Origin of the sequence: Variovorax sp. WS11, assembly GCF_010499245.1 — a bacterium.
Taxonomy (GTDB): domain Bacteria; phylum Pseudomonadota; class Gammaproteobacteria; order Burkholderiales; family Burkholderiaceae_C; genus Variovorax.
On sequence record NZ_JAAGOW010000001.1, the window covers coordinates 1,763,425 to 1,783,644 of the forward strand.

Sequence of the window (20,220 nt, forward strand, 5' to 3'; positions counted from 1 at the left end):
TCGAGTCATGTTCGGCAATCTGTATCGGTACTGTAATGGTCATCAGTTTAGAGTGTGTGCCATGACCTGGCAAGATTTCACCGCGCTGCTGGCGCTGGCCACGGCGATGAGCTTCTCGCCCGGACCCAACACCACGCTGTCGACCGCGCTCGCGGCCAACGGCGGCCTCCCGCGGGCGATGCGCTTCGTCGTCGCCGTGCCGGTGGGCTGGACGCTGCTGCTGGGCCTGTGCGCCGCCGGCATCGGCGCGCTGGTGATGGCGGCGCCCTCGCTGCGCTGGGCCATCAAGGCCTTCGGCATCGCCTACCTGCTGTGGCTCGCCTGGAAGCTCAGCGGCAGTGCCACGATGCGCCAGGCCGACGGCAAGCAGCTGCACGTCAGCTTCCGCCAGGGTGTGATGCTGCAGTTCGTCAACATCAAGGCCTGGCTGCTGGCGCTGACGCTGGTGGGGACCTGGATCGCGGGCCAGCCCGACGCGCTGCGGCGCTTCGCCATCGTGGCGCCGGTGATGCTGGTCTACGCCTTCACCAGCAACTTCGCCTACGCGCTCGCGGGTTCCCTGCTGCGCAACTGGCTCGCGCACGGGCAGCGCCTGCTCTGGTTCAACCGCGCCATGGCCGCCGTGCTGGTGCTCACTGCCTGGTGGATGGCCAGCGTATGAAGATCAAGGACGAAACCCTCGGCATGTGGCTGGGCGTGCTCGGCGTGGCCTTCTTCGCGGTCACGCTGCCGATGACGCGGCTGGCCACCGGCACGCAGGCGGCGCCGCAGCTCTCGCCCTGGTTCCTGACCCTGGGCCGGGCGGCGCTGGCGGGCCTGCTGTCGGTGATCTTCCTGCTCGCCACCCGCTCGCCGCGGCCGCAACGCCACCAGTGGAAGCCCCTCGGCATGGCCATGCTGGGCAATGCGATCGGCTTTCCGCTGCTGCTCGCTTTTGCCTTGCGCATCGTCAGCGCCAGCCATGCGGCGGTGATCACCGCCTTGCTGCCGCTGGTGACCGCGGCCTGCGCGGCCTGGGTGCTGCACCAGCGCGCAAGGCTCGGCTTCTGGCTGTGTGCGCTGGCGGGCAGCGCGCTGGTGATCGTGTTCTCGGTGCTGCGTGCCGGCGAGCAGCAGCTCGGCTTCGCCTGGGGCGATCTTCTGCTCGTGGGCGCCGTGTTCGCCGCCTCGCTGGGCTACATCTACGGCGCGCAGGTCACGCCGGCGCTGGGCGCGGAGCGCGTGATCTGCTGGGTCTGCGTGATGGCGCTGCCGATCACGCTGCCGGGCGCGCTGTGGCTGTGGCCCGAGCAGCCGGTCGCGACCTCTTCCTGGCTGGGCTTCGTCTATGTCGGCGTCTTCTCGATGTGGGTGGGCTTCTTCGCCTGGTACCGCGGCCTCGCCATGGGCGGAGCGCTGCGCGTGAGCCAGACCCAGCTGCTGCAGCCCTACCTCTCGATCCTCGCCGCCGTGCCGCTCCTGGGCGAGCCGCTCGATCTCGTCACGCTCGGCTTCGCGGCGGCGGTGGTGGCCACCGTGGTCGCCGGCAAGAAGCTTTCGCAGGCGCGCCCCGCCGCCGCATCATCACAACGACTCGTCCATCCAAAGGAAACAACATGAACTGGAAACTCGCCGCCCGCGCCGAAAAGATGAACCCTTCGGTGATCCGCGAAATCCTCAAGGTCACCGAGCGTCCCGGCATCATCAGCCTGGCCGGCGGCCTGCCCTCGCCCAAGACCTTCCCGATCAGCGCCTTCGCCGAAGCCTGCGCCGAGGTGCTGCACAAGGACGGCCAGGCCGCGCTGCAGTATGCGGCCAGCGAAGGCTACGGACCGCTGCGCGAAGCGGTCGCGGCCATGCTGCCCTGGCCGGTCGATCCGGCCCAGATCCTGATCACCACCGGCTCGCAGCAGGGCCTGGACCTGATCGCCAAGGTGCTGCTCGACCCCGGCAGCCGCGTGCTCGTGGAGACGCCCACCTACCTGGGCGCGCTGCAGGCCTTCTCGCCGATGGAGCCCGAGGCCGTGAGCGTTGCCAGCGACGACGAGGGCGTCGTGGTCGACGACCTGAAGGCCAAGGCGAAGGACGCGCGCTTCGTCTACCTGCTGCCCAATTTCCAGAACCCCACTGGCCGCTCGATGACCGAGGCGCGCCGCGCTGCGGTCTCCGCCGCCGCGGCGGAGGCCGGCCTGCCGATCGTCGAGGACAACCCCTACGGTGACCTCTGGTTCGACGAGGCGCCGCCGCTGCCGCTGACCGCCCGCAACCCCGACGGCTGCATCTACCTGGGCTCCTTTTCCAAGATCCTGGCGCCGGGCCTGCGGCTGGGCTTCCTGGTGGCACCCAAGGCCATCTTCCCCAAGCTGCTGCAGGCCAAGCAGGCGGCCGACCTGCACAGCCCCAGCTTCAACCAGCGCATGGTGGCGGAGGTCATGAAAGACGGCTTCCTCGACCGCCATGTGCCGACCATCCGCGCCCTCTACAAGCGCCAGCGCGACGCGATGCTCACCGCGCTCGAGCGCGAAATGCAGGGTCTGGGCGTGAGCTTCAACAAGCCGGCCGGCGGCATGTTCCTGTGGCTGCGCCTGCCCGAGAGCCTGGACGCGGCGGCGCTCCTGCCCCAGGCGGTGGAGCGCGGCGTGGCCTTCGTGCCAGGCACGCCCTTCTACGCCGGCACCGGCGACCCGCGCACGCTGCGCCTGTCCTTCGTGACCGCCAGCGCCGAGGAGATCGACACCGCGATCGCCGCCCTCGCTGACGCGGTGCGCGAGCAGCTGGCGCACAGGGCCGCGGCCGAGGTCCAGCGCCAGCTGGCCGGCAGCGCGGCATGATCGAGCCCGGCACGCTTTCGCTGTTCCTGGTGGCGGTGCTGGCGCTGTTCCTCTCGCCCGGGCCCAACATGGCCTTCGTGCTCTCGCACGGGATCGCGCTCGGGCCGCGGGCCGGCTTTGCGGCGGGCCTGGGCATTGCCGCGGCGGACCTGGTCCATACCCTTTGCGCCGCAACCGGCGTCACCGCGCTGGTGGCGGCCTGGCCGCCCGCCTTCGACCTGCTGCGCTATGCGGGCGCGCTCTACCTGCTGTGGCTCGCCTGGCAGGCGCTCCGATCGGGCCGCGCAGACCTGTCGGGGCAGGCCGGACGCGCCAGCTTCGCGCAGGTGCTGCGGCGCGCCTGGCTCAACAACCTGGTGAATCCGAAGGCGCTGCTCTTCTTCATGGTGTTCCTGCCACAGTTCGTCGATCCGGCGCGCGGCAGCGTGCCGGCGCAGCTGGCGATGCTGGGCGTCACGCTCTCCCTGGCCGGACTGCTGTTCAATACGGTGCTGGGCGCCTGCAGCCGCATGATCGGCCGCTGGCTGCAGCATCGCCGCGGCGCCGCCGGCTTCCAGCGCGGCGTGCTGGCCACGGTGATGGCCGGCCTCGCGCTTCGTCTTCTGCTCATCGACCGCCCCACGAAGGGATTCTGAACATGCTCAACATCTGGGGGCGCATCAGCTCCATCAACGTGCGCAAGGTGGTGTGGTGCGCGCAGGAACTCGGCCTCGACTTCCAGCGCACCGAGGCGGGCGGCAGGTTCGGCATCGTGCAGACGCCGGAATACCTCGCGCTCAACCCGAATGCGCTGGTGCCCGCCATCGACGACGGCGAGGGCGAAGGCCGGGTCACGCTCTGGGAATCGAACGTCATCGTGCGCTACCTCTGCGCCAAACATTCGCCGGGCAAGCTCTACCCCGAGCCGCTGCCCGCGCGCTTCGATGCCGAGCGCTGGATGGACTGGCAGCAGACCACGCTCAACCCGGTCAGCGCCGGCGCCTTCAGGCAATGGATCCGCACGCCCGCCGACCAGCGCGACCCGGCCGTGATCGCGCACTCGGTGCGCGCCACCGAGCCGCTGTTCGCGCTGCTCGATGCGCACCTCGCCACCCGTCCCTACATGCTCGGCGAGCACTTCACCATGGCCGACATCCCGGTCGGCTGCGAAGCGCATCGCTGGTTCGGCCTGCCACAGACCGAATACACGCGGCCCAGCTGGCCGCACGTCGAACGCTGGTTCGCCGACCTGCGCAGCCGCGCCGGCGCGCGCGGCGTGCTCGACCTCGCCCTGGAATGACAGCCATGAAAACCCGCCCCTTCAAGCAAGTCGACGTCTTCACGGCGAAGCCTTACGCCGGCAACCCGCTCGCGGTGGTGCTCGACGGCACCAGCCTGGACGACGCCGAAATGCAGGACTTCGCCAAGTGGACCAACCTCTCGGAAACCACGTTCCTGCTGCCGCCCACCGAGCCCTCGGCCGACTACCGCGTGCGCATCTTCACGCCCGGCGGCGAGCTGCCCTTCGCCGGCCATCCGACGCTGGGCAGTTGCCACGCCTGGCTGGAGGCCGGCGGCCGGCCCAAGACCAGCGGGCGCATCGTGCAGCAATGCGCCCAGGGCCTGGTGCCGATCCGGCACGAGGGCGAGCGCCTGGTCTTTGCGGCGCCGCCCTCCCGGCGCAGCGCGCCCAGCCCCTCGCTGCTGGCCAAGGTGGCCGGCGCGCTCGGCCTGCGGGCGCAGCAGATCGTGGCCGCGCAGCTGCTGGACAACGGCCCCGTGTGGCTGGGCCTGCTGCTCACCGACGCCGACACGGTGCTCGCGCTCAAGCCCGACCACCGCCTGCTCAAGGAGCTCGGCCAGAAAGTGGGCGTGGCCGGCATTCCCCCCCGGGACGAGGACCCGGCCACCCCGCTGATCTCGCGCTCCAACCGCGAGGCGCGTGCCTTCGCGCGTGCGGATGCCGAAGATGTCGGCCTCGAGGTGCGCGCCTTCGCCGCGCCGGTCGGCATCGAGGAAGACCCGGTGACGGGCAGCCTCAACGCCAGCCTCGCCCAATGGCTGATCCCCGAAGGCCACCTACCCGAGCGCTACCTCGCGGCGCAGGGCCAGTGCCTGGGCCGTGCAGGCCGCGTCCACGTCACGCGCGATGCCGAGGGCCAGGTCTGGGTCGGCGGCGATTCCGTCACCTGCATCGACGGGAAGCTCACCCTCTAGGAGGAACCATGCCCGCGCGCATCGACCACCTCGTGATCGCCGCCCGCAGCCTGGACGAAGGCGTGGCCTGGTGCGAAGCCACCTTCGGCGTCGCGCCCGGCCCGGGCGGAATGCACTCGCTGATGGGCACGCACAACCGCCTGCTGAAGATTGCGACGGCAGACTTCCCGCGCGCCTACCTGGAGATCATCGCGATCGATCCCCAGCAGAAGCCGACCCGGCCCGCGACCTTCCACCGCTGGTTCGACCTCGACGATGCCGAGCTCCAGGCCACGCTGGCGCGCCGGGGACCCCAGCTGGTGCATTTCGTGGTCGAGGTGCCCGACGCCGACGCCGCCGTCCAGGCGCTGGCACGCCAGCGCATCGACCGCGGCCGCCTGATCGAGGCCTCGCGCGACACGCCGGCCGGCCGCCTCGACTGGCGCATCACGGTGCGCGACGACGGCCAGCGGCTCTTCTACGGCACGCTGCCCACGCTGATCGCCTGGGGTGCGGCGCATCCCAGCGACAGCATGGCCGATTCCGGCATCCGGCTGCGCTCGCTGGCGCTGTCGCATCCGCGCGCCGTCGACCTGGCGCAGGCGCTGCAAGCCATCGGGCTCGCCGACACGCCGTTGACTGCCGGCGCCCCCAGCCTGCGCGCGGTGTTCGACACGCCGCGCGGCACCGTCACGCTCGATTCCAAGGGGATCTGATGAACCTGCCGCTCCACCTCTCCGAACTCGCCCTGTTCGCGCTCGCCGCGCTGGTGCTGGTGCTGACGCCCGGCCCCAACATGATCTATTGCGTCTCGCGCACCTTGTGCCAGGGCCGCGGCGCGGGGCTGATGTCGCTGGCCGGCGTGCTGCTGGGCTTCGTGGTGCACCTGATGGCTGCGGCGCTGGGCCTCACGGCGCTGCTGATCGCAGTGCCCTTCGCCTTCGACGCCATCCGCCTTGCCGGCGCGGCCTATCTGCTGTGGCTCGCCTGGCAAGCCGTCAAGCCCGGAGGCACCGCCCCCTTCGAGGCGCGCCTGCTGCCGGAGGACCCGCCGGCCAAGCTGTTCAGCATGGGCTTCCTCACCAACCTGCTGAACCCCAAGGTGGCGATGTTCTACCTCTCCTTCTTCCCGCAGTTCCTGCACCCCGAGCGCGATGCGGTGCTGCTGCAGAGCCTGATGCTGGGCGCGGTCCAGATCGGCGTGAGCGGCGCCGTCAACGTGCTGCTGGTGTTCAGCGCCGCCCGGCTCACGGCCTTCCTGTCGCGCAGCGAAGGCTGGCTGCGCGCCCAGCGCTACGTGATGGGCAGCGTGCTGGCCGCGCTCGCCGTGCGCATCGCGCTGCCGGAGCGCCGCTGACCATGCGCTTCACCCGGGAAGAGATCGAGGCCGCGCGCCGCACCGTCTACGCGGCGATGCCGCCGACGCCGCAGTACGCCTGGCCGCTGCTGGCGCAGCGCCTGGGCTGCACGGTCTGGGCCAAGCACGAGAACCACACGCCGGCCGGCGCCTTCAAAGTGCGCGGCGGGCTCACCTACTTCGAAATGCTGGCGCGCGAGCAGCCCGCCGTGCGCCGCGTGATCAGCGCCACGCGCGGCAACCACGGCCAATCGGTCGGCTTCGCCGCGCGGCGCCACGGGCTGGACGCGACCATCGTGGTGCCGCACGGCAATTCGGTCGAGAAAAACGCCGCGATGCGGGCGCTGGGCGTCACGCTGGTCGAGCACGGCGACGAGTTCCAGACCGCCAGCGAGCATGCAGGGCACCTAGCCGAGGCGCAGGGCCTGCACCGCGTGCCCTCCTTCCATCGCGAACTGGTACGCGGCGTGACCACCGCCTACGTGGAGTTCTTCGAGGCGCTGGCCACGGCGCCGGGCGGGCCGCCGGACGTGCTGTTCGTGCCGATCGGGCTGGGCTCGGGCTTCGCAGCCGCGGCCGCGGCGCGCGCGCACTGCGGCGTGTCGACGCGGCTCGTGGGCGTGGTCTCGGCACACGCGACCGCCTACCTCGACTCCTTCCGCGCGGGCCGGGCGCTCGAATCGCCGGTCAGTACGCGGCTGGCCGACGGCATGGCCTGCCGCACACCCGTGCCCGAGGCGCTGGAGGTGCTGCGGCGCGAGGCCGACGACGTGGTCGCGGTGAGCGACCAGGAAGTGGCCGAGGCGATGCGTGTGCTCTTCACCGACACCCACAACGTGGCCGAGGGCGCCGGCGCCGCCGCGCTGGCGGCCCTGATTCAGCAGCGCACGCGCTGGGCGGGCAAGTCGGTGGGCGTCGCGCTGACCGGCGGCAACGTCGATGCCGCGATGTTCGCGCAGGTGCTCTCGCAGGCCGCCTGAGCGCCGGGCCAGCTAGAAAGAGCCCGGCGGCGCCTTGGCAGCGAGCTTGACGCCGCGCATGGGGGCGAGCGCGCGCGAGAGCGAGGAACGGGCCATGCCGACCATCTCGCCCACAGGCGCCTTGAGCCCATCCATGACCGGCGATCCACCGGGAAATTCGGGCGACATCCCCACCTTCCGCAAGAGCCTGTTGATTTGATGGACGCGTGCCATCCTGCGTGTCACCGACGTGTAGAAAGTCACGCCGATCGAGATCGACAAGCCGTTCCCGGGCTGCGTCCAGCTGCGGTCTGAACTCGTCATGTGCGGCGACGTGCTCGGGAAATAGATGGCGTCTCCCGGTTGGGTCTCGAACTGGTGACTGCGCGCCCGGAACTCTTCCTTGAAACGCACTTTTTTCAGCGAATGTCGGACGATGAACTCCTCGACCGCGTCGGCTGCCACCACGACTCGATCCGTGTGGTCCCACACGTTCATGGTCTTGCGACCGTGCAATTGCAGCCAGAAGTTGTTCTCGCGATCGATGTGGAATGGCGTCACGGAAGGCGGCGCCGAAATGAAGGCGAAGCCATTGACATTGAAGATGCCGGGTTGCTCCCGCTCGACATAGGGTCGCATGGTGCCGACGATGCCGGCGAGCAAGCTCGCGTAGCGAGGAATGACTTCGATGTTGTAGAGGGCGACCCAGGAACCCGGTTCCTCGATGCGTCCAAACACCTCGTCGATGCTGCGGCCGTCAGGATGCCGGCTGTCGTGCGTGAAGCAGGAAGCTTGCGAGATGCCCGGCCTGATGAACCGGCATTGGTCGAAGGGCACGAGCTCCTTTGCCAACTGGGCGAGCTCGGCCACCTGGAAAAGCGGGTGCTCGTGGAAGTTGTGATGCAAGGCCGCGATCTTGTGCGTGGAGAAGCGTGCTGGATCGTCCGCCCACACGCGATAGTTCAGGGTCTGAACTCCAGCCGCGCTGTCGGTCTCGTTCATGATTCCTCCGTTCCTTCTTCCAGCGGAAACGGAACGCCGGCTGCAGTTGCAAGGGCTGCAGCGCGGCTTCTGGTTCCGCCTCGAGCCGCGCGTGCGGCCGGAGGTCGGTCCCCCTAAGGCTCGGCCGCCGGACCGCGCCAAAAGGTAGTAAATAGTATTATTCATATCTCGGTGTGTCGAGAAATATCTAATACTATTTACTACATATGCCCATCGATGTGCTGTGAGGGACGCGAGCGCGTGACGCCAAGGTCGCATCGGCGTCCCAGTGGCCGTCCGGGCAGCGCTGGCCGCGCCGGGGGCTCGCGTTCAGATGGCGATGACGATCGGGAAGCGCGCCTGCCAGCCGTCCGACGCCCGTTCGAAAGGCACCGTCACCGCCTCGCGCGCCGGCTCCGGCAGGTTGCGCCACAGGGAGTCGCGCGCATTGCCCGGGTCGCCGGCCACGTAGAGCTGCGTGGTCAGCAGCTCGCGCCCGCCCAGCTTGACCTTGACGTGGATATGCGGGGTGCGGCCGCTGTAGGCCACGGGGCGGATGGTGCGAAAGCGCCAGCGGCCCTCGGCATCGACGGCCACGCGGCCGAAGCCCTGGAAGGCGGTGTCGGCACGGTCGCCGTCGCCCGGGTGGTGGTAGTGGCCGCCCTCATCGCACTGCCAGATCTCGACCTGGGCACCGCGCAGCGGTCGGCCATCGAGGTCGGTCACGCTGCCCTCGACTGAGGCGGGTTGGCCGCCGCGGTAGCTCAGCGTGCCGTTGCGCAGCAAGTCGTTGTCGCTGTCGGCCGGCAGCTTGACCGGGTAGAAGGGGCCTTCGGTCTGCGAAGGGGTGGCGATGCGTTTGGGCTGCGGCTGCGCACGGGCGCCGAGCCAGAGCACCGGCGCCGCGACGAAGGCTGCGGCGACGGCGCGCCGGGGGAGAAGACCGGGGGAGAGGGAGGAGGTCGGCGCAGCCATGGGCGGTGGGAGCCGGCGGCAGCGCCCGAGTTCCGCGCCCTGCCGCGATCTTTTCTCGTTACCAGCGCACGCGCACGCCCACAGCCCCCTGGATCGAGGACTTCACCCGCGTGTCGCCGCCGGTGCTGAAGACCTTGCCGAGCTCGCCGTACACGCTCACGGTCTTGCTCAGCGTCAGCGTGGCGCCCGCCGCGAGTTCGACGGAGGTGTAGCTGCTCGAGCTCGCGATGGGCGTGGAGACGCCGCCGTTGATGAAGCGCGCCGTGTCGCCCGCGTCGTTGGCGTGGATGACGCCGACCCGGCCGTAAGGCTGCAGGCGGCCCGCAGAGGTCGCGAAGTCGCCCTTCACGCGCACGCCCAGGCCGGCGGTCCAGCCGCTGGCGTCGTCCTGCTGCACCAGCGCGCCGGAGATCAGGAGGTCGTCGACCTTGGCCCGGCGGTAGCTGAGGTGCGCCTGCGGCTCGAAGGTCCAGTTGCCGCTGAGCGCGAAGGCCTGGCCGACTTCGACCGCGGCGGTGAGGCTGTTCCCCTTGCCGGACGCGGCGAAGCCGCCGAGCGGACGGATCGTGTAGCGCTGCGAGCCGTACTGGAGCACGGTGTCGACATAGAAGCCAGTGGCGTTGGCGTAGCTGGCGTAGGCGCCCAGATAGCGCGCGCGCAGGTCCGTGCTGCCCACGGTGCGGTAGAGGCCGCTGGCGAAGCCGCTCAGGTCGGCATTGCCGTCGAGGGTGCCGGCATAGATGCCGGCGCGCCAGTCGCCCAGTTGCGAGACGTAGAGATCGGTTCCTGCCTGGACGCCGGCGACGTGGCCCTGTGTCGAGGGATTGACCACGCCCGACTGGCGGATGTCCAGGTCGCTGTAGACCGCGCGCGCCCAGGCGCGGCGCTCGGTCGAGAGCGCTCCGGGCACCGGCGTCAGGCTGGCCATCGCACGGCCGCTGGCGTCGTCGTCGCCCATGCGGGTGCGCATGCTGCCGACCATCGCCATGTCGGCGCCGCGCATTTGCGACGGCAGGGCGGACAGCATCGAGGCCTCGGCGCGGTAGGCCGTGACCGCCACGCGTGCCGGTGCAGGTGCGGGCGCCGGTGGTGGTGCCGGGGGCGCGGGCGGTGCCGGAGGAGCCGGTGGCGCGGGAGGCGCCGGGGAGCTGGAGGTGCCGGCGGCGCGGGAGGCGGCGGGGCGGAGGAGGCGGCGACGCAATCACATCCGAGCGCAAATACCAGTTCTCGCCGGCGCCCACCGCATCGGCAGCGTACAGCCGGTACTCGAAGGCGCCCGCATCCACGTGACCCACGCCACCGAGCGCGAAGGCGCTCTTGGTAGTCTGCGCGGTGGTGGTGGCGCCGTTCAACGCCGTGATCACCTCGATGCCGTTGCCCACGGTCTGGCCGCCGAGGCCGCCGAGGTTCGTGATCTGCAGGGTGGTGCTGCCGCTGGCGACAGCCGTGGGACCGTTGAGCACCAGGCGATCGGAAGGCCCGCTGACGCCGAGCACCGTGCCCAGGCGCAGCGTGCCGTTGTTGCCGACATAGGGGCCGTTGATTGTGAGCGTGGTGCCCGCCGTCGTGCCGGCCAGCGAGACCGTGCCGCCGTTGCTCAGCGAGGCCATGCTCTGGCTGAAGCCCGCCAGGTCGAGAGTGGCGCCCGCGGCTACGCTGTGCGCCGAGGCGGCGCTCAGGGTGTTGGCGGCGCCCGCCTGGAGGGTGCCGCCGGCGACGGTGGTGCTACCGGTGTAAGTGTTGGAGCCCGACAAGGTCAGCGTACCGGTGCCCGCCTTGACCAGCGAGCCGGGGCTCGCCGAGAAAGCCGGGCTGTCGGCGATCGAGCCGGAGAAGCTGCCGGCGCCGACCGTCAGCTCGGAACCGGCGAGGCCGACCGTGCCGCTGCCGTTGAGCTGAGCCACGGTCTGGGTGGCGTTGAGCAGGAGCAGGCCAGGCTGCGCCTGCCCGTTCACCGTGTTGCCGGCCGAATTGACCGTGACGTTGGCCGCCGGCGACAGCCGGTTGTTGCCATCCGCGAAGACCGTCCCGTTGCCGTTCACCAGGAGGTCGCCCGGAACGTTGCCGGCCCCATTCACGAGCAGGGCGGCGTTGCCCTGCACGGTGGTCGTGCCGCCGTAGTTGTTCGCGGCCTGGTAGTTGAAGCTGCCGAAAGAGCCGGCCGCGCTCGCGTCGAGCGTGATGCCGCCGGCGCCGCCGATGCCGCCGCCGAAGGTGAGCGCCCCTTGCGCCGGGACCATGGTCAGCGTGGAGCTGGTGCTCAGCGTGACCGGGCCGCTCCAGGTCATGGACCCGTTGGGCGCCAGGCTGGCACTGCCGTCGAGGACGACGGCATTGGGCAGGACCTGGTTGACCGCCGTGGTGCCGAGCGTGCCGGCGCGCAGCGTGAGCGCGCCGCTGCCGAGCGTGGCGCCGCTTGCGACCGTGAGCCCGCCTGCGTTCAGGACGGTGCCGCCGGTGTAGCCGTTGACCGCCGTGACGGTCGTGGTGCCCGTGCCGGCCTGCGTCAATGTCCCCGAGCCGGTGATCTGGTTGGCCAGCGCGTAGTTGTCCGAGCGGTTGACGATCAGCGACGCGTTGTTGGTGATGGCGCCCAGCACGCTGCCGCTGGCGGTGCCGTTGCCCAGTTGCAGCGCGCCGCCGCTGATGGTGGTGCCGCCGGTGTAGGTGTTGTCGCCGGTGAGGGTCAGGGTGCCCGCGCCGACCTTGACCACCGAGCCGCTGCCGGCGCCCAACACGGGATTGATGTAGATGCCGCTCCCGCTGTCGAAGAGCCCCGGGCCGGTGCTCGCGATCACGCCGCTGAGGGTGTCGTTCTTGCCCAGCGCCCCGATTTCCAGCGTGGCGTCGCCGAGCACGACATTCCCCGAGCCCGACAGGGAGCCCACCCTGGCGGGCGTGCCCGTCGTCATGCCGTTGACGTAGACCTGGCCGGTCAGGCCGTTACCGGTGTCGTTGTTATTGACGACGGTGGCGCCGCTCAGGTCCGCCGTGTTCGAGATCTGGACGGCGCCGCCGTTGTTGTTGATGGTCGCGCTGCCGCCGGAGCTGGTCTCCTGGAAGATCACGCGCCCGCCGTTGTTGTTGAGGGTGGCCTGCTGCGCGTTGGAGCCGCCGCTGCCGAAGAGGACGTAGGAGCCCTCCCCGTTGGTGTTGATCGTCGCCGTGCCGCCCTGCGCGCCGCCCTGGAACTGGACGCCGCTGTTGCTGCCGTTGACGTTGGTGTTGGCCAGCACCGAGATGCTCAGGTTGCCGGCGCTCGCGGCCCCGTCCTGGAAGCGCACTTCGGCGTTCTCGAGCAGGGTGATCGGGCCGGTGCCGAAGGAGCCCGCCGTGTGCGTCCAGACGTTCAGGCGTCCGCTCGTCCCGTTGCCCTGCAGCACGGTGCCGCCGGTGTAGTTGCTGGTGGCGTTGTCGAGGGTCAGGCGCTGCGTTTCTGCACCCAGGGTGTTGGTGCCGGTGTTGCGCAGCGTGAGCACGCCGCTGCCCGTGATCTGGCCGGTGAGCGTATTGCCGCTGGTGCCGGCGACATCGATGGTCCCGCCGGTGGCGCCCAGCGCGATGGCGCGGCCGCTCGCGAAGTTGTCGGCGCCCAGGCGCAGCGTGCCGCCGCCGAACACGATGCCGCCGCCCGTGCCCAGGTTGGCATCCGAGCTCACCTGCAGCGTGCCCACGTTGATCGTCGTGGCGCCCTGGTAGGTGTTGGCAGCGCTCAGCACGACGATGCCGGCACCGGTCTTGATGATGCCGTTGGCCCCGCTGATGGCGCCGCTCTGCGTCGCCGTGCCCGCGCCGAGGCTGTTGAGGGTCACGTCCGACGGCGTGGTGTCGATGGTCGCCCCCAGGTTGTCGCCGTCGTTGTAGTTGACGGTCTGCGCGGCGCCCGAGGTCGCCAGCACGCTCAGGCCCGCCGCCACCAGCACGGTGGCCAGGCCGCTCGCGCGCTTGCCGCGCGCCGCGGTGATTTCCGACACCGCGACCCAGGCGCCAAGCGCGTGGTTCCAGACACTCCGATAAGTCTTGTTCATGTTCTGTGCAGTCCCTCTCCGGTGGATGAAGCGGCATTGCGGCGTGGAAGGGCTGGCGCGGCAATGTCAACGAAAGTTTGCATTCTTACACAATGAACACTTTAGGATTCATCCACTTACAAAAATCGTTGCTTATTTCACGCAAATGCGCGGGCGATGCGCGAGCGCAACGGTCACGGCCGTGACGGCCTCGGGCGGTGCGCCCCGGCAGAATTCCGCCCATGGGAACCCTCTATCTCGTGCGTCACGGCCAGGCCAGCTTCGGCGCGGACGACTACGACCAGCTCAGCGAGCTCGGCCGACGGCAGTCGCGGCGCCTGGGCGAGTACTGGCGCGAGCGCGGGATGCAGTTCGACGCGGTCATCACCGGCACGCTGAAGCGCCACCGCCAGACCTGGGAGGGGATCGCCGAGGGCCTGGGCCTGGTGCGTGACGACGTCTTGCCCTGGCCGGGGCTCAACGAGTACGACGCGGATGCCGTCATCGCGACCATCCATCCGGAAAAGCTGCAGAAGCCCGACTCGCCCGAGATGTACCGCCATCACTTCCGGCTGCTGCGCGATGGCCTGGGCGCCTGGATGCAGGGCCGCACCGCGCCCGTGGGCATGCCGAGCTACGTCGACTTCCTGGCCGGCGTGACCACGGCGCTCGACCATGTGCGCGGCAAGCACCACGGTGCCCGCGTGCTGGTGGTCTCCAGCGGCGGGCCGATCAGCACCGCGGTGGGCCATGTGCTGGGCACCAGCCCCGAGACCACGATCGAGCTCAACCTGCGCATCCGCAATACGGCCGTCACCGAGTTCGCCTTCACGCCCAAGCGCCACATGCTGGTGACCTACAACACGCTGCCGCACCTCGACGGCCCGGCCTACGAGGACTGGGTGACCTACGCCTGATCGGGGCCGGTGCTGCCGGCGGCCAGCCAGCCCAGGTAGTCCGGCGAGCCGGCCGCGACCGGCACCTGCAGGATCTCCGGCGTTTCATAGCTGTGGCGCTCGCGGATGAAGGCCTCCAACGCCGGGAAGCGGGCTGCCAGCGTCTTGATCAACAGCAGCCATTCGGGCTCGCGGTGCAGCTTCTCCTGCCAGACATAGAAGCTGCGCACGCGCTCCACTTGCACGCAGGCGGCGAGCCGGGCCTCGACGATGGCGACGGCGAGCGCTTCGGCCTCGTCCTCGGTGCTGGCGGTGGTCATCACGATGCAGGCGGGGTGGTCCATGGATGTCTCCGGGGGTTCAGGCTTGCCAGACGCCGTAGCCGGCTTCTCGCAGTGCGATGCCGAGCTCGACTTCCATCTCGCGCGCCGCCTCGTAGGGCATCGGGTTGTACACGGCGTAAAGCGTCGGCAGCAGCCTGAGGCCGTAGTCACGCACGAAGGCGTTGGCCTGGATGCCGGCCTTGTGCTTGTCGAAGCGTACGTCGGGATCCAGCCCCGTCATGCCCACATAGACGAAAGGCTGGCCAAGGCGGTAATCGGGATTGGCGCGCCGGAAGCGGCCGATGTTCCAGACCCGGTCGTCGAGCTCGACGACGTAGACATGGTGGTGCGCCCTGGATCGACGGCCCATCGCCGCCCTCGCTTCCTTGTCTTCTACTTGCGCTTGAGCAGGCCCCAGATGAAGAGCAGCACGATCGCGCCCACCACTGAGGCGATGAAGCCTGCGCCCTGCCCCGCCTGGTACCAGCCCATGGCCTGGCCCAGATAGGTCGCGATCAGCGAGCCGGCGATGCCGATCAAGGTGGTCACGATGAAGCCGGCCGAATCGTCGCCCGGTTTGATGGCGCGCGCCACCAGGCCCGCGACGAAGCCGATCAGAATGGTCCAGACGATGCTCATACGCTTCCTTGTGTGGGTGGGAGAGGGACAGGAGCCGCCCGGCGGCGCCGGCCCGATTCATGATAGCGGAGCCCCGCGCCGCTCTCGTGTCCTACACGCCGCCTGCGGGTCGCGCGCTATACCCGCGGCATGCTCGAGAAGCTCCCCGAAGCCATCGGCCAGGCGCTGCACGGCGTGCGTGCCGGCCTCGACGAAATCGCCTTCAACACCTTGGGCCTGCGCCAGGGCATGGCCTCGATCACCCTGGGCAGCCTGGCCTTCGCCGACCATGCGCCCCTGCCGCCGCGCTACACGGCCGACGGTGAGGGCCTGTCGCCCCCGCTGCAATGGACCGGGGTGCCGGCCGGATCGGCATCGCTGGTGCTGGTGGTGGAGGATGCCGATTCGCCCACGCCCCATCCGCTGGTCCATGCGATCGCGGTCGGGCTGCCGGCGGAGGACGGCAACCTGCCGGAAGCCGCTTTCCCCAGCGCCGACAACGCCGGCACCGGCCTGCACGCCGGGCGCAATTCCTACCTTCAGGCCGCCTGGCTGCCGCCCGACCCGCCGCCGGGGCACGGGGTGCACCGCTATGCGTTCCAGGTCTTCGCGCTGGACAGCGCGCCGGCATTCTCGGCCACGCCGGGGCGCGACGAAGTGATGGAGCAGTTGCGCAGCCACGCGGTGGCCAGCGGCCTGCTGATCGGCACCTGCGAGCGGCCCGACGGCACGATCAAGATCCAGGACACTGCGCCGGGCGGCCCGGCGGTCGCGGGCTGAGCGCCTCCTTCTTCTCTAAGGCAGCGGCCCGGTGTGCGCGGTCGCCAGCGGCAAGCGCGACACCTCGGCCAGCAGCAAGGCGAGCTGGCGCGCCGCGGTCTCGACCACCGCCCGCCCCTTCTCCGTGCTCGCCGCGGCCGCATTGCCGGCGGCGCCCTCGGTGTTGTAGTCCTCCATGGCCCAGCCGAGCCGGGCGCTCTTGCCGTTGCCGAGCAGCGGGTAGTCAGCCGCCCGCTGGCGCGAGCTCGAGCCGAAATCGCGTGCCGCCTGCATGTCCACCTGCGCCGGCGCCAGCGCCAGCATCATCGAGGTCTCGATCTCGCCCGCATGCACGCCGAAGCGGTGCTCCTCGGCGCTGAACTGCGCGCCGGCCTCGCCCAGCGGCAGGTTGAACCAGCTCGCGCTATAGACGATCAGCCCATGGGCCGCGCGCAGTTCGCGCGCCACGATCTCCATCGCGCCGGTGTGCCCGCCATGGGCATTGAAGAAGACCAGCTTGCGCACGCCGGCGCGCGCGACGCCGGCGCCGATCTCGCGCCAGAGCCGGATCAGCGTCTCGGCCGACAGGGTCAGCGTGCCGGGGAAGCTCGCGTGCTCGGGGCTCAGGCCGATCGCCTGGCTGGGCAGGAAGAGCACGGGAAGCTCGGCCGGCAGCAGCGGCACGGCTGCGGCCACGATGCCGTCGACCAGCGTCGAATCCACGCCCAGCGGCAGGTGCGGCCCGTGCTGCTCGGTCGCGCCGAGGGGCAGCACCGCGACGGCCGTTGCCGGGTCGAGCGCGGCGAAGTCGCGTGTCGTGAGTTGGGACCAGAAGCGGCTGCGGGGAAGGGTCATCCAGCAATCTTAGGGCCGCCCGGCGACGGCAGCGCCGCGAACTTCGCAGCCAGGAAGTCGACCAGCGCCCGCACCCGAGCGGGCACGAAGCGGCCGCTGGGCAGCAGCGCATGCAGTGGATAAGGCTCGGTCTCCCAGTCCGGCAGCAGACGCATCAGCGCCCCTGCGGCCTCGTCGTGCCGCACATCCAAGGCCGACTTGAGCGTGATGCCGCGGCCGTCGAGCGTCCATTGGCGTGCCAGCGAAGCGTCGTCGACGATGCGGTCCCCGTCCACCCGCACCTCCGTCCACTGGCCATTGCGCGCAAAGCGCCACAGCCGCTGGCGCCGGCCGCTGCGATGGAAGGTCAGGCAGTTGTGCTCCAGCAGGTCCTGCGGCACTTGTGGGGCCGGGTGACGCCGCAGGTAGGACGGCGCGGCGCAGAGCACCGGCCGCGAATCGGCCAGCTTGCGCGCCACCAGCCGCGAGTCGGCGAGCACGCCGTAGCGCAGCGCCACATCGACCTCGTCGCGCGTCACGTCGAGCGGCCGGTCGCCCACCGAAAGCGCAAGCTGCAAGCCCGGATGGGCTTCCAGGAATTCGTCCAGCCAAGGCAGCAGCGCGCTGCGCGTCAGGTCCGAAGGGGCAGCAAGGCGCAGCGTGCCGACGAGCGCGCCGCGATCAGCGGTCACCAGCGACTCGCCCTCGGCCAGCAGCTCGAAGGCACGGCTCGCGTAGTCCAGCAGGGTCTGGCCCTGGGGCGTCAGCCGCATGGCGCGGGTCGAGCGCTCGAACAGGCGCGCGCCCAGCTGCGCCTCCAACCGCTTGAGTGCCGCGCTGGCGGCGGCCGGTGTCAGGCCCAGGGTTCGCGCCGCAGCCGTGAGCGTGCCGCCGCGCGCCGTGTGCAACAGCACGTGGAGGTCCGCGAGGTTTTCAATTTTCATTTGAAACTGATCCGCTATCGGGCCAGCTTATCAAACCAAAACGGAATACCTACAGTCCTGCCACTCCCTTCATCGGGACCCATTCATCCAAGGACCCTCCATGCAAGCCGTCGGCTACCGCCACTCCCTCCCCATCGACGATCCCGCTGCGCTCGAGGACCTCGAGCTCCCCGCGCCCACGGCGGGCGAGCACGACCTGCTGGTCCGGGTGAAAGCGATCTCCGTCAATCCGGTCGATACCAAGGTGCGCAAGGGCGTCGCGCCCGAGGCGGGCCAGGCCAAGGTGCTGGGCTGGGACGCCGTCGGCACGGTCGAAGCGGCCGGCGCCTCGGTGACCGGCTTCACGCCCGGCGACCGGGTGTACTACGCCGGCGCGATCACCCGCCCCGGCGCAAACAGCGAGCTGCACGTGGTGGACGCACGCATCGCGGCGCTCGCCCCCACGAGCCTGGACGATGCGCAGGCCGCGGCCCTGCCGCTGACCACGATCACGGCCTACGAACTGCTGTTCGACCGGCTCGGCGTACCGAAGAACGGCGGCGCCGGGGAGACGCTGCTGATCGTGGGCGGCGCCGGCGGCGTCGGCTCGATCCTGATACAGCTCGCACGCCAGCTCACGCAGCTGCGCGTGATCGCGACCGCCTCGCGCGCCGAGACGCGCGCCTGGTGCCTGGCGCTGGGTGCGCATGCGGTGATCGACCATGCGAAGCCGCTCGCCGCCGAGCTGAAGGCCGCCGGCATCGGCCCGGTGGACATGGTGGCGAGCCTGACGCAGACCGAGCAGCACTACCCCCAGATCATCGAGAGCCTGCGCCCGCAGGGCCGGCTGGCGGTGATCGATGACATGAAGGTCTTCAACGCCATGCCGCTCAAGAGCAAGTCCATCTCGCTGCACTGGGAGTTGATGTTCACGCGCTCGAGCTACGGGACGCCCGATCTCGCACGGCAGGGCGCGTTGCTGGCGGAAGTTGCCGCGCTGGTCGATGCGGGGCGCATCCGCACCACGGCCAACGCGAGCTTCGGCACGATCAATGCCGCCAACCTGCGGAAGGCCCATGCGCTGATCGAGAGCGGCAAGGCGCAGGGCAAGGTCGTTCTGGCGGGCTTCTGACGCGCCCTTCGACTACCGCGCCCGCGCCACGCGCCAGACGGTGTTGCCCACATCGTCGGCCACCAGCAGCGCACCGCTCCTGTCCAGCGCGACGCCGACGGGCCGGCCCTGGGCCTTCTCGTCCGCGCTCAGGAAGCCGGTCAGGAAATCCACCGGCGGCCCGCTGGGCCGGCCGCCGATGAAGGGCACGAACACCACCTTGTAGCCCGAGAGCGGCTTGCGGTTCCATGAGCCGTGCTCGCCGATGAAGACGCCGCTGGCGAACTCCGGCGGCATGCCGCGCGGATGCGAGAAGGCCAGCCCCAGCGGCGCCACGTGCGAGCCGAGCGCGTAGTCGGGCACCACCGCCTTGGCCACCAGGTCCGGGCGCTGCGGCTCGACGCGCGCGTCCACATGGCCGCCGTAGTAGCTCCAGGGCCAGCCGTAGAACGCGCCCTCCTTCACGGAGGTCAGGTAGTCCGGCACCAGGTCGCTGCCGATCTCGTCGCGCTCGTTCACCACCGTCCACAGCACCTGGGTATCGGGCTCCCAGCCCAGGCCGTTGGGATTGCGCAGGCCGCCGGCGAACAGGCGCTTGGCGCCGCTCTTGACGTCGACTTCCCAGATCGCCGCGCGGCCCTCCTCGGCGGCCAGGCCGTTCTCGCCGACGTTGCTATTGGAGCCCACCGTCACATAGAGCTTGCTGCCGTCGCGGTTGGCGATCACGTTCTTGGTCCAGTGGTGGTTGATGCCGGCCGGCAGGTCGGTCACTTTTGTCGGCGTGGCAGTGATCGTCGTCTGGCCCTCGGCATAGGGCACCTTGACCAGCGCGTCGGCATTGGCGATGAAGAGTTCGTTGCCGACCAGCGCGACGCCGAAGGGCGAGCTGAGGTTCTGCATGAACACCTGCCGCACTTCGGCGGTGCCGTCGCCATTGGCATCGCGCAGCAGGGTGATGCGATTGGGGCTCGGCACCCCTCCGCCTGCGCGCTTCTGGAACATGCCGAAGGCCCGCGACTTGATCCAGCCGACCGGGCCGCCGCCGCCCGTCTTCGCTCCTTCGGGCTTGGGCGGGTTGTTGCTCTCGACCGCCAGCACGTCGCCGTTGGGCAGGGTGTAGACCCAGCGCGGATGGTCCAGGCCGCGGGCCAGCGCCGTCACGACGAAGCCGCTCGGCGCCGTCGGACCGGCGGCGTCACCCCAGCCGACCGCGGGCGCGACGCGGACGGTGGGGATCAGCGTCTTGTTGGGCGCGGGCAGCTGGGGCGTGGGGCCGATGCCGGCCTCGGGCGGCAGCTTGGCGGTGTCGCCACACGCCGCCAGCAACAGGGCCACCGCCAGCGCGGCAGTGGCTGCAGAAAAATGACTGGATCGCTTCATCGCCATGAATCCTTCATGCGCAGCCGCGAAGCCCGCGGCTTTGCCACGAATGATCCCGCCGGCACAACCCCAGGCTGTCGGCTGTGGGCGCTTTCCGGCGTGGGCGCACCCC

General features: G+C 70.2%; 21 protein-coding genes. 12 read left to right on the plus strand and 9 right to left on the minus strand.

Going from position 1 to position 20,220, the window contains the following annotated elements; translation table 11 throughout:
* The first annotated feature begins 61 nt into the window (after positions 1-61).
* From GXN78_RS08870 to GXN78_RS08910, 9 genes are read left to right on the plus strand one after another with little or no spacing between them, the layout of a single operon-like run.
* Positions 62-661 carry a LysE family translocator gene (locus GXN78_RS08870; RefSeq protein WP_106561194.1) on the plus strand — a complete coding sequence of 200 codons (600 nt, stop codon included), beginning with the start codon at positions 62-64 and terminating at the stop codon, positions 659-661.
* On the plus strand, positions 658-1,599 hold the full coding sequence (locus tag GXN78_RS08875) for a DMT family transporter (RefSeq protein WP_106561195.1): 942 nt from the start codon (positions 658-660) through the stop codon (positions 1,597-1,599). Before GXN78_RS08870 ends, GXN78_RS08875 begins: the two co-directional genes overlap by 4 nt.
* A complete protein-coding gene (locus GXN78_RS08880) occupies positions 1,596-2,810 on the plus strand; it encodes a PLP-dependent aminotransferase family protein (RefSeq protein ID WP_106561196.1) in 1,215 nt (404 codons plus the stop codon). The genes GXN78_RS08875 and GXN78_RS08880 overlap by 4 nt, the downstream gene beginning before the upstream one ends.
* Positions 2,807-3,445 carry a LysE family translocator gene (locus GXN78_RS08885; protein WP_106561197.1) on the plus strand — a complete coding sequence of 213 codons (639 nt, stop codon included), beginning with the start codon at positions 2,807-2,809 and terminating at the stop codon, positions 3,443-3,445. The genes GXN78_RS08880 and GXN78_RS08885 overlap by 4 nt, the downstream gene beginning before the upstream one ends.
* Positions 3,446-3,447: 2 nt before the next feature.
* Positions 3,448-4,089, plus strand: coding sequence for a glutathione S-transferase (locus GXN78_RS08890; protein ID WP_106561198.1), 642 nt, complete (start codon positions 3,448-3,450; stop codon positions 4,087-4,089).
* A 5-nt stretch (positions 4,090-4,094) separates the two neighbouring features.
* The gene (locus GXN78_RS08895; protein WP_181360704.1) at positions 4,095-5,006 is read left to right on the plus strand and encodes a PhzF family phenazine biosynthesis protein; all 912 of its coding nucleotides are present in this window, start codon (positions 4,095-4,097) and stop codon (positions 5,004-5,006) included.
* An 8-nt stretch (positions 5,007-5,014) separates the two neighbouring features.
* Positions 5,015-5,701, plus strand: coding sequence for a VOC family protein (locus tag GXN78_RS08900; protein ID WP_106561200.1), 687 nt, complete (start codon positions 5,015-5,017; stop codon positions 5,699-5,701).
* Positions 5,701-6,342, plus strand: coding sequence for a LysE family translocator (locus GXN78_RS08905; RefSeq protein ID WP_106561201.1), 642 nt, complete (start codon positions 5,701-5,703; stop codon positions 6,340-6,342). Before GXN78_RS08900 ends, GXN78_RS08905 begins: the two co-directional genes overlap by 1 nt.
* Positions 6,343-6,344: 2 nt before the next feature.
* Complete coding sequence (locus tag GXN78_RS08910) at positions 6,345-7,322, plus strand: threonine dehydratase (RefSeq protein WP_106561202.1); 978 nt, start codon at positions 6,345-6,347, stop codon at positions 7,320-7,322.
* Between the two features lie 12 nt (positions 7,323-7,334).
* Here GXN78_RS08910 and GXN78_RS08915 read toward each other — a convergent pair whose 3' ends face one another.
* The 3 genes from GXN78_RS08915 to GXN78_RS08925 form a co-directional block, all read right to left on the minus strand.
* Positions 7,335-8,303 (minus strand): cupin domain-containing protein, encoded by a 969-nt coding sequence (locus GXN78_RS08915; protein WP_106561203.1) that lies wholly within the window; start codon positions 8,301-8,303, stop codon positions 7,335-7,337.
* Positions 8,304-8,612: 309 nt separating this feature from the next.
* The gene (locus GXN78_RS08920) at positions 8,613-9,137 is read right to left on the minus strand and encodes a protocatechuate 3,4-dioxygenase (RefSeq protein ID WP_239142807.1); all 525 of its coding nucleotides are present in this window, start codon (positions 9,135-9,137) and stop codon (positions 8,613-8,615) included.
* Entirely contained in the window at positions 9,047-13,285 is a 4,239-nt protein-coding gene (locus GXN78_RS08925) for an autotransporter-associated beta strand repeat-containing protein (protein WP_164255392.1), read from the minus strand. Before GXN78_RS08925 ends, GXN78_RS08920 begins: the two co-directional genes overlap by 91 nt.
* A 221-nt stretch (positions 13,286-13,506) precedes the next feature.
* On the opposite strand from GXN78_RS08925, the gene GXN78_RS08930 reads away from it, so the two are divergent.
* Positions 13,507-14,181: a histidine phosphatase family protein gene (locus tag GXN78_RS08930; RefSeq protein ID WP_106559766.1), complete on the plus strand. Its 675-nt coding sequence runs from the start codon at positions 13,507-13,509 to the stop codon at positions 14,179-14,181.
* Here the strand turns inward: GXN78_RS08930 and cutA are convergent.
* From cutA to GXN78_RS08945, 3 genes are read right to left on the minus strand one after another with little or no spacing between them, the layout of a single operon-like run.
* Positions 14,172-14,504, minus strand: a complete 333-nt coding sequence (gene cutA / locus GXN78_RS08935) for a divalent-cation tolerance protein CutA (RefSeq protein WP_106559765.1) — start codon at positions 14,502-14,504, stop codon at positions 14,172-14,174. The genes GXN78_RS08930 and cutA overlap by 10 nt on opposite strands.
* 16 nt (positions 14,505-14,520) lie before the next feature.
* Positions 14,521-14,853, minus strand: a complete 333-nt coding sequence (locus GXN78_RS08940; protein WP_106559764.1) for a hypothetical protein — start codon at positions 14,851-14,853, stop codon at positions 14,521-14,523.
* 23 nt (positions 14,854-14,876) lie between these two features.
* Positions 14,877-15,122, minus strand: coding sequence for a GlsB/YeaQ/YmgE family stress response membrane protein (locus GXN78_RS08945; RefSeq protein ID WP_106559763.1), 246 nt, complete (start codon positions 15,120-15,122; stop codon positions 14,877-14,879).
* Between the two features lie 129 nt (positions 15,123-15,251).
* Between GXN78_RS08945 and GXN78_RS08950 the strand changes: the two genes are divergently transcribed.
* Positions 15,252-15,881: a YbhB/YbcL family Raf kinase inhibitor-like protein gene (locus tag GXN78_RS08950; RefSeq protein WP_106559762.1), complete on the plus strand. Its 630-nt coding sequence runs from the start codon at positions 15,252-15,254 to the stop codon at positions 15,879-15,881.
* Between the two features lie 15 nt (positions 15,882-15,896).
* On the opposite strand, the gene GXN78_RS08955 is transcribed toward GXN78_RS08950, so the two are convergent.
* Positions 15,897-16,715, minus strand: coding sequence for a creatininase family protein (locus GXN78_RS08955; protein ID WP_106559761.1), 819 nt, complete (start codon positions 16,713-16,715; stop codon positions 15,897-15,899).
* Positions 16,712-17,638, minus strand: coding sequence for a LysR family transcriptional regulator (locus GXN78_RS08960; RefSeq protein ID WP_106559760.1), 927 nt, complete (start codon positions 17,636-17,638; stop codon positions 16,712-16,714). The genes GXN78_RS08955 and GXN78_RS08960 overlap by 4 nt, the downstream gene beginning before the upstream one ends.
* A 100-nt stretch (positions 17,639-17,738) precedes the next feature.
* On the opposite strand from GXN78_RS08960, the gene GXN78_RS08965 reads away from it, so the two are divergent.
* Positions 17,739-18,749 carry a zinc-binding alcohol dehydrogenase family protein gene (locus GXN78_RS08965; protein ID WP_106559759.1) on the plus strand — a complete coding sequence of 337 codons (1,011 nt, stop codon included), beginning with the start codon at positions 17,739-17,741 and terminating at the stop codon, positions 18,747-18,749.
* Between the two features lie 12 nt (positions 18,750-18,761).
* Here GXN78_RS08965 and GXN78_RS08970 read toward each other — a convergent pair whose 3' ends face one another.
* Positions 18,762-20,108: a sorbosone dehydrogenase family protein gene (locus GXN78_RS08970; protein ID WP_181360656.1), complete on the minus strand. Its 1,347-nt coding sequence runs from the start codon at positions 20,106-20,108 to the stop codon at positions 18,762-18,764.
* Positions 20,109-20,220 lie beyond the last annotated feature (112 nt).

Coding starts and splice junctions, on each gene's coding strand:
- GXN78_RS08950 (WP_106559762.1), top strand. CDS start 15,252: ATGCTCGAGAAGCTCCCCGAAGCCATCGGCCAGGCGCTGCACGGCGTG.
- GXN78_RS08915 (WP_106561203.1), bottom strand. CDS start 8,303: ATGAACGAGACCGACAGCGCGGCTGGAGTTCAGACCCTGAACTATCGC.
- GXN78_RS08965 (WP_106559759.1), top strand. CDS start 17,739: ATGCAAGCCGTCGGCTACCGCCACTCCCTCCCCATCGACGATCCCGCT.
- GXN78_RS08900 (WP_106561200.1), top strand. CDS start 5,015: ATGCCCGCGCGCATCGACCACCTCGTGATCGCCGCCCGCAGCCTGGAC.
- GXN78_RS08875 (WP_106561195.1), top strand. CDS start 658: ATGAAGATCAAGGACGAAACCCTCGGCATGTGGCTGGGCGTGCTCGGC.
- GXN78_RS08910 (WP_106561202.1), top strand. CDS start 6,345: ATGCGCTTCACCCGGGAAGAGATCGAGGCCGCGCGCCGCACCGTCTAC.
- GXN78_RS08945 (WP_106559763.1), bottom strand. CDS start 15,122: ATGAGCATCGTCTGGACCATTCTGATCGGCTTCGTCGCGGGCCTGGTG.
- GXN78_RS08970 (WP_181360656.1), bottom strand. CDS start 20,108: ATGAAGCGATCCAGTCATTTTTCTGCAGCCACTGCCGCGCTGGCGGTG.
- GXN78_RS08955 (WP_106559761.1), bottom strand. CDS start 16,715: ATGACCCTTCCCCGCAGCCGCTTCTGGTCCCAACTCACGACACGCGAC.
- GXN78_RS08870 (WP_106561194.1), top strand. CDS start 62: ATGACCTGGCAAGATTTCACCGCGCTGCTGGCGCTGGCCACGGCGATG.
- GXN78_RS08885 (WP_106561197.1), top strand. CDS start 2,807: ATGATCGAGCCCGGCACGCTTTCGCTGTTCCTGGTGGCGGTGCTGGCG.
- GXN78_RS08925 (WP_164255392.1), bottom strand. CDS start 13,285: ATGAACAAGACTTATCGGAGTGTCTGGAACCACGCGCTTGGCGCCTGG.
- GXN78_RS08930 (WP_106559766.1), top strand. CDS start 13,507: ATGGGAACCCTCTATCTCGTGCGTCACGGCCAGGCCAGCTTCGGCGCG.
- GXN78_RS08890 (WP_106561198.1), top strand. CDS start 3,448: ATGCTCAACATCTGGGGGCGCATCAGCTCCATCAACGTGCGCAAGGTG.
- GXN78_RS08880 (WP_106561196.1), top strand. CDS start 1,596: ATGAACTGGAAACTCGCCGCCCGCGCCGAAAAGATGAACCCTTCGGTG.
- GXN78_RS08960 (WP_106559760.1), bottom strand. CDS start 17,638: ATGAAAATTGAAAACCTCGCGGACCTCCACGTGCTGTTGCACACGGCG.
- GXN78_RS08905 (WP_106561201.1), top strand. CDS start 5,701: ATGAACCTGCCGCTCCACCTCTCCGAACTCGCCCTGTTCGCGCTCGCC.
- GXN78_RS08940 (WP_106559764.1), bottom strand. CDS start 14,853: ATGGGCCGTCGATCCAGGGCGCACCACCATGTCTACGTCGTCGAGCTC.
- GXN78_RS08895 (WP_181360704.1), top strand. CDS start 4,095: ATGAAAACCCGCCCCTTCAAGCAAGTCGACGTCTTCACGGCGAAGCCT.
- cutA (WP_106559765.1), bottom strand. CDS start 14,504: ATGGACCACCCCGCCTGCATCGTGATGACCACCGCCAGCACCGAGGAC.